Annotated in this window: 18 protein-coding genes; 10 read left to right on the forward strand and 8 right to left on the reverse strand. The window is 66.9% G+C overall.

Going from position 1 to position 14,489, the window contains the following annotated elements:
- The first annotated feature begins 39 nt into the window (after nucleotides 1-39).
- From NLI89_RS10400 to NLI89_RS10415, 4 genes are all read left to right on the forward strand, one after another.
- Nucleotides 40-420 carry a DUF983 domain-containing protein gene (locus NLI89_RS10400; RefSeq protein ID WP_254686997.1) on the forward strand — a complete coding sequence of 127 codons (381 nt, stop codon included), beginning with the start codon at nucleotides 40-42 and terminating at the stop codon, nucleotides 418-420.
- Nucleotides 417-1,019: an SURF1 family cytochrome oxidase biogenesis protein gene (locus NLI89_RS10405; RefSeq protein WP_254686998.1), complete on the forward strand. Its 603-nt coding sequence runs from the start codon at nucleotides 417-419 to the stop codon at nucleotides 1,017-1,019. The genes NLI89_RS10400 and NLI89_RS10405 overlap by 4 nt, the downstream gene beginning before the upstream one ends.
- Before the next feature lie 270 nt (nucleotides 1,020-1,289).
- Nucleotides 1,290-2,690 carry a threonine synthase gene (gene thrC / locus NLI89_RS10410; RefSeq protein ID WP_254686999.1) on the forward strand — a complete coding sequence of 467 codons (1,401 nt, stop codon included), beginning with the start codon at nucleotides 1,290-1,292 and terminating at the stop codon, nucleotides 2,688-2,690.
- On the forward strand, nucleotides 2,687-3,556 hold the full coding sequence (locus NLI89_RS10415) for a class I SAM-dependent methyltransferase (protein WP_254687000.1): 870 nt from the start codon (nucleotides 2,687-2,689) through the stop codon (nucleotides 3,554-3,556). Before thrC ends, NLI89_RS10415 begins: the two co-directional genes overlap by 4 nt.
- Nucleotides 3,557-3,670: 114 nt before the next feature.
- Here the strand turns inward: NLI89_RS10415 and NLI89_RS10420 are convergent, their stop codons facing one another.
- From NLI89_RS10420 to rpsD, 3 genes are all read right to left on the reverse strand, one after another.
- A complete protein-coding gene (locus NLI89_RS10420; RefSeq protein WP_254687001.1) occupies nucleotides 3,671-4,645 on the reverse strand; it encodes an agmatine deiminase family protein in 975 nt (324 codons plus the stop codon).
- Nucleotides 4,646-6,277, reverse strand: coding sequence for a M28 family peptidase (locus NLI89_RS10425; protein WP_254687002.1), 1,632 nt, complete (start codon nucleotides 6,275-6,277; stop codon nucleotides 4,646-4,648).
- Between the two features lie 188 nt (nucleotides 6,278-6,465).
- Nucleotides 6,466-7,080, reverse strand: coding sequence for a 30S ribosomal protein S4 (gene rpsD, locus NLI89_RS10430; protein ID WP_056017869.1), 615 nt, complete (start codon nucleotides 7,078-7,080; stop codon nucleotides 6,466-6,468).
- A gap of 178 nt (nucleotides 7,081-7,258) precedes the next feature.
- On the opposite strand from rpsD, the gene NLI89_RS10435 reads away from it, so the two are divergent.
- Nucleotides 7,259-7,558 carry a chorismate mutase gene (locus NLI89_RS10435; protein ID WP_254687003.1) on the forward strand — a complete coding sequence of 100 codons (300 nt, stop codon included), beginning with the start codon at nucleotides 7,259-7,261 and terminating at the stop codon, nucleotides 7,556-7,558.
- 143 nt (nucleotides 7,559-7,701) lie between these two features.
- Here NLI89_RS10435 and NLI89_RS10440 read toward each other — a convergent pair whose 3' ends face one another.
- From NLI89_RS10440 to rpiB, 5 genes are all read right to left on the reverse strand, one after another.
- Complete coding sequence (locus NLI89_RS10440; RefSeq protein ID WP_254687004.1) at nucleotides 7,702-8,787, reverse strand: TrmH family RNA methyltransferase; 1,086 nt, start codon at nucleotides 8,785-8,787, stop codon at nucleotides 7,702-7,704.
- A 209-nt stretch (nucleotides 8,788-8,996) separates the two neighbouring features.
- On the reverse strand, nucleotides 8,997-9,461 hold the full coding sequence (nrdR, locus tag NLI89_RS10445) for a transcriptional regulator NrdR (RefSeq protein WP_254687005.1): 465 nt from the start codon (nucleotides 9,459-9,461) through the stop codon (nucleotides 8,997-8,999).
- Complete coding sequence (locus tag NLI89_RS10450; RefSeq protein ID WP_187504643.1) at nucleotides 9,462-9,641, reverse strand: hypothetical protein; 180 nt, start codon at nucleotides 9,639-9,641, stop codon at nucleotides 9,462-9,464.
- A 4-nt stretch (nucleotides 9,642-9,645) separates the two neighbouring features.
- Nucleotides 9,646-10,968 carry a serine hydroxymethyltransferase gene (locus NLI89_RS10455; RefSeq protein WP_254687006.1) on the reverse strand — a complete coding sequence of 441 codons (1,323 nt, stop codon included), beginning with the start codon at nucleotides 10,966-10,968 and terminating at the stop codon, nucleotides 9,646-9,648.
- Nucleotides 10,965-11,399, reverse strand: a complete 435-nt coding sequence (gene rpiB / locus NLI89_RS10460; RefSeq protein WP_254687007.1) for a ribose 5-phosphate isomerase B — start codon at nucleotides 11,397-11,399, stop codon at nucleotides 10,965-10,967. The genes NLI89_RS10455 and rpiB overlap by 4 nt, the downstream gene beginning before the upstream one ends.
- A gap of 252 nt (nucleotides 11,400-11,651) precedes the next feature.
- On the opposite strand from rpiB, the gene NLI89_RS10465 reads away from it, so the two are divergent.
- The 5 genes from NLI89_RS10465 to NLI89_RS10485 are packed head-to-tail and all read left to right on the forward strand — an operon-like array spanning nucleotide 11,652 to nucleotide 14,478.
- Nucleotides 11,652-12,068, forward strand: coding sequence for a hypothetical protein (locus NLI89_RS10465; RefSeq protein ID WP_254687008.1), 417 nt, complete (start codon nucleotides 11,652-11,654; stop codon nucleotides 12,066-12,068).
- Nucleotides 12,069-12,078: 10 nt separating this feature from the next.
- The gene (locus tag NLI89_RS10470) at nucleotides 12,079-12,648 is read left to right on the forward strand and encodes a sigma-70 family RNA polymerase sigma factor (protein ID WP_187504640.1); all 570 of its coding nucleotides are present in this window, start codon (nucleotides 12,079-12,081) and stop codon (nucleotides 12,646-12,648) included.
- Nucleotides 12,641-13,393 carry an anti-sigma factor gene (locus NLI89_RS10475; RefSeq protein WP_254687009.1) on the forward strand — a complete coding sequence of 251 codons (753 nt, stop codon included), beginning with the start codon at nucleotides 12,641-12,643 and terminating at the stop codon, nucleotides 13,391-13,393. The genes NLI89_RS10470 and NLI89_RS10475 overlap by 8 nt, the downstream gene beginning before the upstream one ends.
- The gene (locus NLI89_RS10480) at nucleotides 13,393-13,869 is read left to right on the forward strand and encodes a DUF3429 domain-containing protein (RefSeq protein ID WP_254687010.1); all 477 of its coding nucleotides are present in this window, start codon (nucleotides 13,393-13,395) and stop codon (nucleotides 13,867-13,869) included. The genes NLI89_RS10475 and NLI89_RS10480 overlap by 1 nt, the downstream gene beginning before the upstream one ends.
- Before the next feature lie 51 nt (nucleotides 13,870-13,920).
- Nucleotides 13,921-14,478, forward strand: coding sequence for a Uma2 family endonuclease (locus NLI89_RS10485; RefSeq protein WP_254687011.1), 558 nt, complete (start codon nucleotides 13,921-13,923; stop codon nucleotides 14,476-14,478).
- Nucleotides 14,479-14,489: the final 11 nt, after the last annotated feature.

Consider the following 14,489-nt stretch of genomic DNA (forward strand, 5'->3'; position numbering starts at 1 on the left):
CTGGCGTGCTCGGGTCTGACGGACGAGGGAGCTAACCCCATGACCGAAAAATACCCCCTCGCCACCGCCCCCACGATCGCCCAAGTCGCGCTGAAAGGCCTCTGCCCCCGCTGCGGCAAGCCCACGCTCTTCGCCAAATGGTCCAACTTCGCCGATCGCTGCCCGAACTGCGGCCTCGACTTCTCCAAGTTCAACGTCGGCGACGGCCCCGCCGCCTTTCTCACCCTGATCCTCGGCGCGCTCGTCGTGACCCTCGCGATCACGCTGGAACTCAAAGTCCACCCCCCGCTGTGGCTGCACATGCTGATCTGGATCCCCTTCACCGCCGCCGGAGTCGTGCTGTCGCTTCGAGCGGCCAAAGGCGCGCTCATGTCCGCCGAATACCGCAACGCAGCCCGCGAAGGCCGAATCGACCCGTGACCAAGCGCATACCCGTCATTCCGACCATCCTCGTCACGCTCGCGGTCGCGGCGATGATCGGCCTCGGCCTGTGGCAACTGCTCGACCGCCTCCCGAAAAAGGAAGCGTTCCTCGCCCAGCTCGCCGCCAACCCCGCCAAGCCGACCATGGCCTTCCCGCGGCTCCCCGACGAGACGCTCCTGTTCCGCCGCGCGTCGGGCCTCTGTCTCCAGCCGACCGAGATCAAGCTGGCCGGCGCCGGCAAGTCCGGCTTCCGCGCGATCGCCGAGTGCCGCACGGGCGCAGAAGGCCCCGGGATGATCGTCCAGCTCGGTACCTCGCGCGATCCGATGACCAAGGTGAACTGGGCCGGCGGCGAAGTCTCCGGCTATATCAGCCACGCCCCCGACGGCCGCTCGCTGATCGGATCGCTGTTCGATCACACCCCGCAGCGCCTGATGCTCGTCGCGGACACGCCCCAAGCTGGCCTCTCACCAAACGGCAAGCCCGACATCGCCTCGGTCCCAAACAACCACCTCGCCTACGCAGGCCAATGGTTCTTCTTCGCCGCCATAGCCGCGATCATCTACACCATCGCGCTGCGCAGAAGGCCGCGCTGACTCGATCCTCCCCCGCCAGGGGGAGGTGGCTGGCACTTGCCAGACGGAGGGGGAGGTAAGGGTAACCGAGGTTCCGTATCCTCCCCCTCCGTCCCCTTGGGTGCCACCCCCCCCTTGCGGGGGAGGATTGAAATAGGCCGTTCTCCTGCGAACGCAGGAGCCCAGGGTACCGCGCGCATCACTTCGCAACCCTGGATTCCTGCATTCGCAGGAAAACGGAAAGCGCGCGCAGCTTGTCGCCTTCCGCCCCATTCGCTAACCGGCTTGGCCATGCGTTACATCAGCACCCGCGGCTCGGCGCCCATCCTCGATTTTGAAGCGGCGACGCTCGCCGGCCTAGCGTCCGATGGCGGCCTCTACCTTCCCGAGGCGTGGCCGACGATGACCCGCGACGAGATCGCCGCGCTCGCCGGGCTGTCGTACGTCGATACCGCGATCGCAGTGATGGCCCCGTTCGTCGGTGACGCGATGACCCGCGAGGAACTCAAGGCGCTCTGCGACCAGGCCTATGGCCGCTTCTCGCACGCTGCCGTGACACCGCTGGTCCAGCTCGACCATGACCAGTGGCTGCTCGAACTCTTCCACGGCCCGACGCTCGCGTTCAAGGACGTCGCGCTCCAGCTGCTGGGGCTCTTCTTCGAACGCTTCCTCGCCGGCACGGACAAGCGCCTGACGATCGTCGGCGCGACCAGCGGCGACACCGGCTCGGCGGCGATCGACGCGGTCGCGGGGCGCGCGGGCATCGACATCTTCATGCTCCACCCGGTCGGCCGCATCTCCGACGTGCAGCGCCGCCAGATGACGACGGTGCTGAGCCCCAACGTCTACAACATCGCCATCGAAGGGAGCTTCGACGATGCCCAGGCGCTGGTGAAGGCGATGTTCAACGACCCCGCATTCTCGGACCGGTTCGCGCTGTCCGCGGTCAATTCGATCAACTGGGCGCGGCTGATGGCGCAGGTGGTGTACTTCTTCTACGCCGCCGTCCGCCTCGGCGCGCCTGACCGCGAGGTCGCGTTCGCGGTGCCGACCGGCAATTTCGGCGACGTGTTCGCCGGCTATGTCGCGGCGAAGATGGGGCTGCCCGTCGCCAAGCTGGTCGTCGCGACCAACGTCAACGACATCCTCCACCGCGCGCTCAGCACCGGCGACTATTCGAAGGGCGGCGTCCAGCAGACCCCGACCCCGTCGATGGATATCCAGGTCAGCTCGAACTTCGAGCGCCTGTTGTTCGACCTCGGCGACCGCGACGGCGCCGCACTGGCCGCGCAGATGGCAGGCTTCGAATCCTCGGGGGCGATGCGCCTCACCAACGCGCAATCGCAGGGCGCCGCCGCACTGTTCCAGAGCGAGCGCGTCGACCTCGACGACATGACGCTGGCGATGCGCTGGGCGCACGAGCGCGCCGGGCAGGTGATCGACCCGCATACCGCGATCGGCCTTGCCGCCGCCCTGCGCACCGACGTCCCCGCCGGCGTGCCGATCGTGACCTTGGCCACCGCGCACCCCGCCAAGTTCGGCGACGCGGTCGAGCGCGCCACGGGCGTTCGTCCCTCGCTTCCCGCGCGCGTCGGCGACCTGTTCGACCGCGAGGAGCGCTACGCGACTCTGCCGGCGACGTTCGATGCGATCACGGCGTACATCGCCGAGCGCGCGAAGCCGTCGGCATGAATTTGCATACCCTCATCGGCGAACCCTGGGCGGATTACGGCCTGATCGATTCCGGCCACGGCAAGAAGCTCGAACGCTATGGCCGTTTCCGCTTCATCCGCCCCGAGCCGCAGGCGATGTGGGCGCCCGCCTCGACCGACTGGCAGGCGCAGGGCGAGTTCGTCCCCGGCTCCGACGAGGACGGCGGCGGTCGCTGGGAGTTTTCCGAACCCGTCCCCCGCGAAGGCTGGACGCTCAGGTGGAACGAGGTGTCGTACACCGCGCAGACCACCCCGTTCCGCCACCTCGGCTTCTTCCCCGACATGGCGCCGGTGTGGAGCTGGATGCGCGAGCGCGTCGCGGGGCTCGATTCGCCCGAATGCATGAACCTGTTCGGCTATACCGGCGTCGGCACGCTGGCGATGGCGACCAAGGGCGTCCGCATGGTGCACGTCGATGCGTCCAAGAAATCGGTCGAGGCGGCCAAGGCCAACGCGAAATTGTCGGGCATGGCCGACGCGCCGATCCGCTGGATGACCGACGATGCGGCGAAGTTCGTTGCGCGCGAGGTGCGCCGCGGGCGGCGGTATGACGGGATCCTGCTCGATCCGCCGAAATACGGGCGTGGGCCGGAGGGCGAGGTCTGGCGGCTCGAGGAAGACCTCCCCAAGCTGATCGCCGACTGCCGCAAGCTGCTCGACGAGAATTCGCGCTTCCTCTTCCTCACAGTCTACGCAGTGCGGATGTCCGCGCTGGCGATCGGCGAATTGCTGAACCAGGTGTTCGCGGATCTGCCGGGCAAGGTCGAAGTCGGCGAACTCGGCGTCCGCGAAGAGGCGCGCGGCCTGACGCTCCCGACGGCAATCTGGGCCCGCTGGAGCCGGTGATACAGGCATCCCCCTCCCTGGAAGGGAGGGGGTAGGGGTAGGTCGGCCCATTGGCTGATCCAGGCACCCGCCCCAGGCCGACCCACCCCCGACCCCTCCCTTCTAGGGGGGGAATCAGCCCGGAATCTGCTGCGAGATGCAGTGGAAGCTCCCGCCCCCCGTCAGGATATGGTCCGCGCGCTGCCCGACCACCTCGCGGTCCGGGAACAGCGCCTGAATCGCCTCCACCGCCGCCTGGTCGTTCTCCGCGCCATATAACGGCACCACCACCGCCGCATTGCCGATATAGAAGTTCATATAGCTCGCCGGGACGACCTCCTCGTCGCGCAGCACGCGCCCCGGCGACGGGATCGTGACCACCTCCAGCCCGGCCGCCTGCGCATCGCGCGCCGCGTTCTGGTACACCTGCCAGTTCGGATCGTTGTCGGTCGCCTTCGGGATCGCCACGCGCCCCTCGCCGACGAACCGCGCGAGGTTGTCGACATGCCCGTCGGTATGATCGTTGACCAGACCGTCGCCCAGCCACACCACGCGGGTATAGCCTAGATCGGACGCTAGCCGCGCCTCGATCTCCGCCTTGCTCAGCGACGGATTACGGTTGCGGTTGAGCAGGCACTGCTGCGTCGTCACGACCGTCCCGGTGCCATCCCCATCGATCGCACCGCCCTCGAGCACCCAGTCGCACGCCTCGACCCGCTTGTGCCGGCTCGCCGCGAGCCGCTGCCCGATCGTGTCGTCGCCGGGCAGGTCGTACTTCCCGCCCCAGCCGTTGAACCGGAAGTCCCGCGCGCTGCCGTCGCCGACGATGATCGGCGCGGTATCGCGCAGCCAGATGTCACCGAACGGCTCCATCACCACCTGCGCGAACGGGGCCAGCCGCTTGGCCGTCGTCGCCGAGCCGACGTCCGCCGCAATCAGGATCACCGTCTCGCCCCTGCCATCGGCATGCACAGCCTTGGCGAACGCGACGACCTCGTCCCGCGCCGGCTCCAGATCCTCCAGCCACAGGTCGGCATGGCTCGGGAAACCGATCCAGACGGCCTTGTGGTGCGCCCATTCGGCGGGGGTCGAGACGGCGGATGTGGTCACTTACTTGGCTCCTGCGCGATCGCGGTCACGGATGCCGCGGAATTCGGCGGTCTTATACCAGTTCGGCCACAGACTGGTATCGTCCGCGAGCTTGCGCCCCAGCCCGTAATAGATCGTCAGGTCGTCGACCGCGCCCGACCAGTCCCACTTCGCGTCATATTCGTCCGCCGGCTTGTGATAGCGGTGTGCGACATAATCCTCGCGCGCCGCATGACCCGCCGCGGTGCCACCGACGACCAGATTCTCGCCGCTGCCGCCATCGAGCATCGGTACGCCCAGCTTGGCGAAGCTGAAGTGATCCGACCGGTAATAGCCGCCGCGCTCCGGGTTCGCCTCGACGCCGATCACGCGGCCCTCGGCGGCGACGAACGGCTTCACCAGATCCTCGATCTCCGACTTGCCCGCACCAGCCAGCACGAAGTCCTTCGCCCGGCCATCGGTGTTGAGCACGTCCATGTTAACGCCGCCGACCGTATGCGCGAGCGGATAGATCGGATGCTCGGCATAATAGCGCGACCCGAGCAGCCCGGACTCCTCCGCCGTCACCGCCAGGAACGCGATCGAGCGCTTGGCCGGCCCCGCCTTCGCCTGCGCCTCGGCCAGCGCGATCAGTCCGGCGACACCGGTCGCATTGTCCGCCGCGCCGTTGCAGATGTCATCGCCATCGACCGCGTCGCAGCGCCCGAGATGATCCCAATGCGCCGAATACATAACGTAATCGTTCGGAGCGGCCGTGCCCGGCAGCACGCCGATCACGTTCTTCGACGCCTGCCGCTTGATCGTGTTGTCGAACCCGCCCGACAGCTTCAGCCCAAGCGGCACCGCCTTGAACCCCTTCACCTTCGCCGCCGCCGCCAGCGTCGCGTAGTCCTTGCCCGCGCTCGCAAACACGCGCTCCGCCGCCGCGCGCTGCATCCAGCCGACGATCTGCGACTGATCGAGATGATCGCCCTTTTCGTCCAGCTCGAGCTGCGGCCCGGTCCAGGACGACTGCACCACCGCCCAAGGATACGCCGCCGGCTCGGTATCATGGACGATGATCGCCGCCGCCGCGCCGTGCTTCGCCGCATTCTCGAACTTGTATGGCCAGCGCCCGTACCACGTCATCGCGCGGCCCTCGAAAGGCCCCTCACGCGACATCGTCTGCCAGTCGGCGTCGTTGATCAGGATGACCACGGTCTTCCCCTTCACATCGACGCCGGCATAATCGTCCCAGCCCTTTTCGGGTGCGGTGATGCCGTAGCCGACGAACACCACGTCGCTGTTCGCCACTGCGGACTTCGGCGCGACGCGGTAGGTGCCCGCGACCATGTCGGTGCGATAGGCGAGACTGACAGGCGCCTTGCCCCCGGTGAACACATAGGGCTGTACGTTGGTAGCGGTGATCTCGACCATCGGCACGTCCTGCGTCCACTGGCCGTTGTTGCCGGGCTTGAGACCTGCCGCCTTCATCCGCTCGACGATATACGCGACCGTCTTCGCCTCGGCGGGGGTGGTCGGCGCACGGCCTTCATATGCGTCGGATGACAGCACCTGCGTAACGGTCCTCAACGTCTCGACCGAAATCGCCGGCGAGGTCTGCGCGGACGCGGCGGTCCCGAGCAGCAACAGAGACAGGATGGCAGCGCGCATGGTCATTCCCCCGATGAGTTGCGCGCGTTCTGGCAAAGCCGGGCGCGCATGTCCACGAGGCGACAAGGGGCAACGAAAAAGGGCGGCCCCATCGGGACCGCCCTTTTCTGTTCCAAACCGCGCCGTGGCAAAGCCACGTCGTCGGACGTCGCTTGAGCGACGCCGGCCGGTCGACGAATTTACTCGGCTTAACGCGAGTAGAATTCGACGACGAGGTTCGGCTCCATCTTCACCGGGTAAGGCACTTCGTCGAGCGTCGGGACGCGCGTGAAGGTGACCTTGGCCGCACCGTCGGGAGCGACGTAATCGGGGATCTCGCGCTCGGCGAGGCTCTGGGCTTCCATGACCAGCGCCATTTCCTGCGCCTTCGAACCCAGCGTGATCTCGTCGCCGACGAAGCAGCGACGCGAGGCGATGTTGCACTTCACGCCGTTGACGCGGATGTGGCCGTGCGAGACGATCTGGCGTGCCGCGAAGATCGTCGGCGCGAACTTGGCGCGGTAGACGATCATGTCGAGGCGCTGCTCTAGCAGGCCGATCAGGTTCTGCGAGGTATCGCCCTTCAGACGCGCAGCCTCATGGTAGCACGCACGGAACTGCTTCTCGGTCACGTCGCCATAATAGCCCTTGAGCTTCTGCTTGGCGCGCAGCTGGATACCGAAATCGCTGACCTTGCCCTTGCGGCGCTGGCCGTGCTGGCCCGGGCCGTATTCGCGCTTGTTGACCGGCGACTTGGGACGACCCCAGATGTTCTCGCCCATACGGCGATCGAGTTTGTACTTCGCGCTTTGACGCTTCGACATGGTAAGTCCTTGGCAATTCGAACAACGTTGGTCCCGGTATCGCTCTGCTTGCTGTACTGGACAGGGCAGGGCCACCGCTTCACCGGGGTGCAGGGCCATTGCGAAGGCGGGCGCTTAGACGGAGGGGGCGTGAGAGTCAAGCTGGACAGGCTGGATGGGGCTCGGCAAGAGGCGGCGCATGACCATTCTCCCCGGACCAGACTGCACGACCATGACTGAGGTCCGCGCAGGCGTCGACGCGCTCGACCGCGAACTCGTCGCGCTGCTGGCTAGGCGCTTCGCCTATATGGATGCCGCCGCGCGCATCAAGCCGGATCGTGGACATGTGCGGGACGAGGCGCGAAAGACGCAGGTGATCGACAACGCGCGAGCCGAAGCGGTCAGGCTCGGTCTCCCCGACGCAGTGATCGCGGACCTGTGGGAAAGCCTGGTCGAAGCGTCGATCGCGTATGAACTGGCCGCGTTCGACCGCCGCTAGGGTAACGCACCCCCCTCCCTGGAAGGGAGGGGTTGGGGGTGGGTCGGCCCCGTAACCGCCGCCCCGCCCGCCAAGCAGCCGACCCACCCCCGGCCCCTCCCTTCCAGGGAGGGGGGAAGAACACGGCCCACTTGGGAAGGGACTCAGCCCCGCGGCTTCTTCCCCGCCAGCGACGACAGTACGCCGCGCATCGTCCGGACTTCCTGGCTCGACCAGCCCGGTTTCGTCAGCAACGTCCGCAGCGTCCGCCGCGTCGACTGCATCTTGTCGGGCAGATGGAAGAACCCCGCCGCCATCAGCATCGCATCGAGCTGCCCGATCATCCCGTCGAGCTCCTCCTGCGGCGCAGGTGGCATGATCGGGTTGATCGACGGCTGCGACAGCTCGCGCTCGGCGGTCAGCCCCTTCGACCATTCATACGCGACCAGGATCACCGCCTGGGCGAGGTTGAGCGACCCGAACTCCGGATTGATCGGCACCGTGATGATCGTCCGCGCGACCGCGACATCGTCGGTTTCGAGGCCGGAACGCTCGGGCCCGAACAGGATCGCGGAGCGGCCGGGGGCGGCGTGGATCTCGGTCGCGGCCTGTTCGGGGGTGACGACCGGCTTGGTCACGCCGCGTTTCCGCACCGTTGTCGCGTACACCTGCGCGCAGTCGGCGGTGGCGGCGGCGACGCTATCGTAGACCTTCGCGTTTTGCAGGACGATGTCGGCGCCGCTGGCGGCCGGGCCGGCGGAGGGGTTGGGCCAGCCATCCCTGGGGGACACGAGGCGCATTTCGGTGAGCCCGAAATTGAGCATCGCGCGCGCGGCCTTGCCGATGTTTTCGCCGAGTTGGGGGCGGACGAGGATTATGACGGGAGGTGGAGCACCCTCCCCCCCATTCCGTTCGTCCCGAGTAGAGGTCGAGCTTGTCGAGACCTCGTATCGAGGGACAGGGTCGGAATGCACGGGCTTGCGCGCTGCCGCCGAAACTGCCGCCCAGTCATCGCGGAACAGTGCCTCCTTCTTCTTCCGCGACCAGTCCTTCACCTGAAACTCCGCCGCCAGCGCTTCCTGTCGCGAGGGGAATTCCTGGCTCCACATCAACTCGACCGGTCGCCGCGTCTGCGTGTAGCCGGGGATCTCGCCGAGATTGTGCTGACCGATCCGGCGCTCGAGATCGTCGGTGTGTCCGGTGTAATAACTGTCGTCGGCGCAACGCACCACATAAGCCCAGAATGTCATGGATGGGGCTTATCCCTCGATACGCCGTCTCGACAAGCTCGACGTCTACTCGGGACGAACGGGGGTGGGTGACGGGCGTGATGATTTAGCGGGAAATCGGCGCGCGGACTTGTCCACGGGGTGGACCTCCCCGATCCACTCACCCGCCCCGTTCGTCATGAGTAGCGATCGAGCGAAGTCGAGAGCGCGTATCGAAGGACAAAACCCAATCACCCCTCGCGCCCAACCTCCTCAACACTCCCGGCAAAAGCCTCGAAGTCCCGCGCCTCGTTAAAATCCCGATACACACTCGCAAACCGGATATACGCCACCGAATCGAGCCCCTTGAGCCCGTCCATCACCATCTCGCCGATCCGCTTCGACGTCACGTCGTTCTCGCCGAGCGTCTCCAGCCGGCGCTGGATCCCGCTCACCAGCTTCTCGATCCGCCCCGCCTCGATCGCCCGCTTCCGCGTCGCGATCGACAGCGACCGGAGCAGCTTCTCCCGATCGAACGGCTCGCGCCTGCCCTCGCTCTTCAACACAAACAGTTCGCGCAATTGTATGCGCTCGAACGTCGTGAAACGCGCGGCGCACCCCTCGCATTGGCGCCGGCGTCGGATCGCCGCCCCGTCTTCGGTGGGGCGGCTGTCCTTTACCTGGCTGTCTTCATGTCCGCAGAAGGGGCAGCGCATTCAGACCTTCTTCTTGCCCTTGTAATAGGCGTAGCCCGCGCCCGCGAGTGCGCCGAAGATCGGGCCGACCACCGGCACCGGGATCGCCACGACTGCGCCAAGTGCGCTCCACTTGGCCATGCTCTTGCCGAGGCCGGGGGTGCTCTTCACGTCGTTCTGCAGGTCATCGAACTTCGACATGCTCTTATCCTTGATAGATCGGGAAGCGCGCGCACAGGGCCCGCACGCGGGTCCGAACGTCCGCCTCGACTTCCGGGTCCCCATGCTCGCCCTTTTTCGCCAGGCCGTCCAGCACGTCGGCGACCATGTTGCCGATCTCGCGGAACTCGGCAGGCCCGAAGCCGCGCGTCGTGCCTGCGGGCGAACCGACGCGGATGCCGCTGGTCTTGACCGGCGGCAGCGGATCGTTGGGGATGCCGTTCTTGTTGCAGGTGATCCCCGCGCGCTCCAGCGCCTCGTCCGCATCGCGCCCGGTGATCCCGAGCGGGGTGAGGTCGATCAGCGCGAGATGCGTGTCGGTGCCGCCCGAGACGACGTCCGAGCCACGCTCCTTGAGCGTCGCCGCCAGCACTTTCGCGTTCTCGACGACCGCGGCGATATAGCTCTTGAAATCGGGCTGCAACGCTTCGCCGAACGCGACGGCCTTCGCCGCGATCACATGCATCAGCGGCCCGCCCTGGAGGCCCGGGAACACCGCCGAGTTGAACTTCTTCGCCAGCGCCTCGTCGTTGGTCATGATCATGCCGCCGCGCGGACCGCGCAGCGTCTTGTGCGTGGTGGTCGTCACGACATGCGCATGACCGAACGGCGTCGGGTGCAGGCCGGCCGCGACGATCCCCGCGAAATGCGCCATGTCGACCATGAAATACGCACCGACCTTGTCCGCGATCGCCCGGAAGCGCGCGAAATCGATCGTCCGTGGGTAGGCCGAACCGCCCGCGATGATGAGTTTGGGCTGATGCTCGACCGCCAGCGCCTCGACCTGGTCGTAATCGATCAGGTGCGTGGTCGCGTCGACGCCGTACTGGATCGCGTTGAACCACTTGCCCGACATCGCCGGCTTCGCGCCATGCGTCAGGTGACCGCCCGCATCCAGGCTCATGCCGAGGATCGTGTCGCCGGGCTTCACCAGCGCGAGCATCACCGCGCCGTTCGCCTGCGCGCCCGAATGCGGCTGCACGTTGACGAACCCGCAGCCGAAGATCTGCTTGGCGCGCTCGATCGCGAGCGTCTCGACCGTGTCCGACGGCGCGCAGCCCTGGTAGTAACGCTTGCCCGGGTAGCCCTCGGCGTACTTGTTCGTGAACACCGAGCCCTGCGCCTCGAGCACCGCCTTCGACACGATGTTCTCGGACGCGATCAACTCGATCTGCGTCTGCTCGCGTTCGAGTTCGGCCTCGACGCCGGCGAACACGGCGGCATCCGCATCGGCCAGAGTGCGCGTAAAGAAGCCGTCCGGCTGGACGTCGTGGAGTTCGCGCTGAAGGGTTTCGGGCTGGGTGCTCATGCGGGGACCTTTAACTTGTCGACACGGAGTTGATGACGGCCGCCGGCAAAATCGGCGGTGAGAAACGCTTCGACGCACGCCTTGGCCATTTCCTCGCCGATCAGGCGCGCGCCCATCGCGATGGCGTTGGCGTCGTTATGCACGCGGGCGAGGCTCGCCGACAGCGGTTCGGACACGAGCGCGCAGCGGCAGGCGGGATTGCGATTGGCGGCGATCGAGATGCCGATGCCCGATCCGCACAGCGCGATGCCGCGGTCCGCGCGACCATCAGCGATCGCCGACGCGAGCTTGTAACCATAATCGGGATAATCGACGCTGGCGGTGCCCTCGGGCCCGAGATCGAGCACGTCATGCCCCGCCTCGCGCAGCCAAGCGGCGAGCACCGCTTTCAACGAAACGGCGGCGTGATCGGACGCGATGGCGATGCGCACCTGGCGTGTTCCTGTGACGGGGGATCGGGTGCCCAGCCCCTTACCGGCACGGGGCCGGATTTGCCACACCTGTTCGCGAGTCTAAGTGATCCTACCCCGCCAGGGGGAGGTGGCTGGCGCTTGCCAGACGGAGGGGGAGGAAAGCGAAACCTCTGTTGCGTATCCTCCCCCTCCGTCACCTTCGGTGCCACCTCCCCCTTGCGGGGGAGGATCGCATGATTGATTGTCGACTTTGCCCTCAAGGAGACATCCATGAAAGCCCTCACCCTGCTCGCAACCGTGGCGCTCGCCGCCTGCTCGGGCCCCGCACCCGACACCAGCAGCGACGGCAACATGACGTCGGTGGGGTCGGTCGAGCGCAAGGCGACCGCACCGGCACCACGCGACTATGCCGGCCGCTGGGTCGGGGTGGAGGGCATGGTCCTCGATATTGCCCACGCCGGCGCGCCCGGTCACTACGACCTCACGATGCAATGGGACCTCGACCACAAGGGCAATTTCGACGGCACCGCGAACGGCAGGTCCATCACGTTCATCCGCAACGACATTCCCGAAACCCTGCGACCGACCGACGGCGATGCGACCGGACTGAAATATCTGGCGGGCAAAACCGACTGCCTCACGGTAAAGCCCGGCGAAGGCTATTGCCGCGACGGACTTAGCCGCTAGGTTCGCTGTCGTGACCCGAGCCTATCCAGACGCAGACGCCGCCCGCGCGCATCTCTCCGAGGTGCTGCTGCGTACCGGTCAGGAAGACCGCGACGCGTTTCGCGAGCTCTATACGCTGACCAGCGCGAAGCTTTTCGGCATCACCCATCGTATCTGCGGTAACGCCCAAGCCGCGGAGGATGTGCTGCACGAGGTCTATCTCACAATCTGGAAACGCGCCGGTGCCTGGGAACCCGGCCGCGCGAGCCCGATAACCTGGTTGGCGACGATCGCGCGCAACCGCGCCATCGACTGGCAGCGCGCGCAGGGCGTCCGCCGTACCAGCCCGCTCGACGACGCGCCCGACATCGCCGATCCCGGCGAGGGTGCCGAAGCGACGTTGCTCGCCAGCGAATCGTCGCGCGAACTGATCGAATGCCTGAACGGCCTCGAACCGCAGCAACGCGACGCGATCCGCACTGCGTTCTTCGACGGCATCACCTATGCCGAACTCGCGATCAAACGCGCCGTGCCGCTGGGCACGATGAAGAGCTGGGTACGCCGCGGCCTCGCGCGCCTGAAGGATTGTCTCGATGGCTGATCCGACCATCGATACCGACCTCCCCGAAGACGTCACCGCCGCCGAACTCGCCCTCGGGCTGCTCGAAGGCGAGGAGCGCAGCGTTGTGCTACGCCGCGTGCTCGCCGAGCCCGGTTTCGCCGCGCAGGTCGAATGGTGGCGATCGCGGCTGGCCGTGTTGTTCGACCTGTGGCCCGAACGCGCCGCGCCGTCTCACATCGCCGCGCGGATCGAAGCGAGCCTCGATGGCGTGGCGACCGGCACGGCGACGAACGTCACGGCGGCGATCGGCACGGCGGGACCTGCCAAGGTCAGCCGTTTCCCGTGGCCGGCGCTTGCCGCCTTCACCAGCGCGATCGCGGCGTGCCTGCTGCTGTTCGTCATGCTCCGTCCCGAGCCGACCGTGCCGGTATCGCAACCGACCCCGGTTTCCCGGCCGACCAGCGTGCTCGTCGCGATGCTCGGCGATGCGAAGTCGCCCGTAGCTGCTGTCTATGATCCCGCCAACGGCGCGCTCCGCGTCGCGGCAGGCCCTGGCGTTCCGCACGCGCACGTCGCGGAGCTTTGGGTGATCGGCGGCGACGGCGTACCGCATTCGCTCGGCCTGCTCTCCGCCCAGCCGACCTCGCTCGCACCGAAGGGCGTCGACCGCGGTCGCATCGCCCCGGGCGCCACGCTTGCGATCTCGGTCGAACCCCGCGGCGGCTCGCCGACCGGCCTGCCGACCGGACCGGTCGTCGCCACCGGTGTCGTCGCGCGCGTCTGATGACCGCGCGACCGCCGTATGGTGAGCCCGCGACCGGCGGCATCCCGCCGATCGCGCGGCTGCTGGGGCTGAGCGGGCTTCTCCCGCAACTGGCCGCAGTCGCGCTGTTGCTGAGCGGCGATCCGCAAAGCCGCTATTCCGCGCTGGCGATCGCCTACGCCTATGCCGCGCTGATCCTGAGCTTTCTTGGCGGCCTCTGGTGGGGTCTCGCCGCGCGCAGCGACTCACCGCCCCGCTGGCTCTGGTTCGCGAGCGTCGCCCCCTCGCTGATCGCGCTGGCGACCGCCTGGCCCTGGATGGTCGGTCTGCGCTGGCCCGGCCCTTCGCTGGTGGTGCTTGGGGTGAGCCTGATCGCCGCACTGCTTGTCGACCGCGCCCTCGTCCGCGCTGGCATCGCCCCACCCGGCTGGATGGCGCTGCGCGTGCCTTTGTCCCTTGGCCTCGGCATCCTGACGATGCTAGCTGCCGCGCTTTAGCGATTGGCTGGGCGACTCGTAGGAGCGTCGGATTCGTGGTACGACTCGGCCATGAATAAATCCGCCGTTATTCTCCGCACCGATCAGCAGACCAGGGCGCGTTTTACGACCGCCGAGTTCCTGCGCATGGGTGAGTCCGGCGCGTTCGACGACATCAAGGTCGAACTGGTCGATGGGGAACTCGAACGGATGAACCCGCCTTTGACCGCACATGCCGCACGCCAGATGCAGATTGGCATCCGTCTTTCGCGCCTGCTACCCGAAGCTCGGATTATGGGCGAAATTGGCGTCGATCTCGGCAACGACACCGTGCTCGGCTGTGACGTTGCCGTGTTGCGCGAACCAGCCGAGGGTAATTGCCTGCTTATCGCCGACGCATTCTTACTCGTCATCGAAGTCGCGGAGACGTCCGTCGCTCGCGACACGACGATGAAGCGCTTCGCCTATGCCGGCGGCGGCATCCCCAACTACTGGGTTGTCGACGGCAACCGCTCAATCGTCCATGTCTACGCCGAACCCGTGGAAGGCGATTACACGCGGTTCCATTCGGTGGGGTTCGGCGAACCTCTCGCCGTTCCCGGTACTGACGGAACCATCACGATCGACTGAAATAGGCTCGC

The sequence above is a fragment of the Sphingomonas faeni genome, assembly GCF_024273235.1.
Taxonomy (GTDB): domain Bacteria; phylum Pseudomonadota; class Alphaproteobacteria; order Sphingomonadales; family Sphingomonadaceae; genus Sphingomonas; species Sphingomonas faeni_A.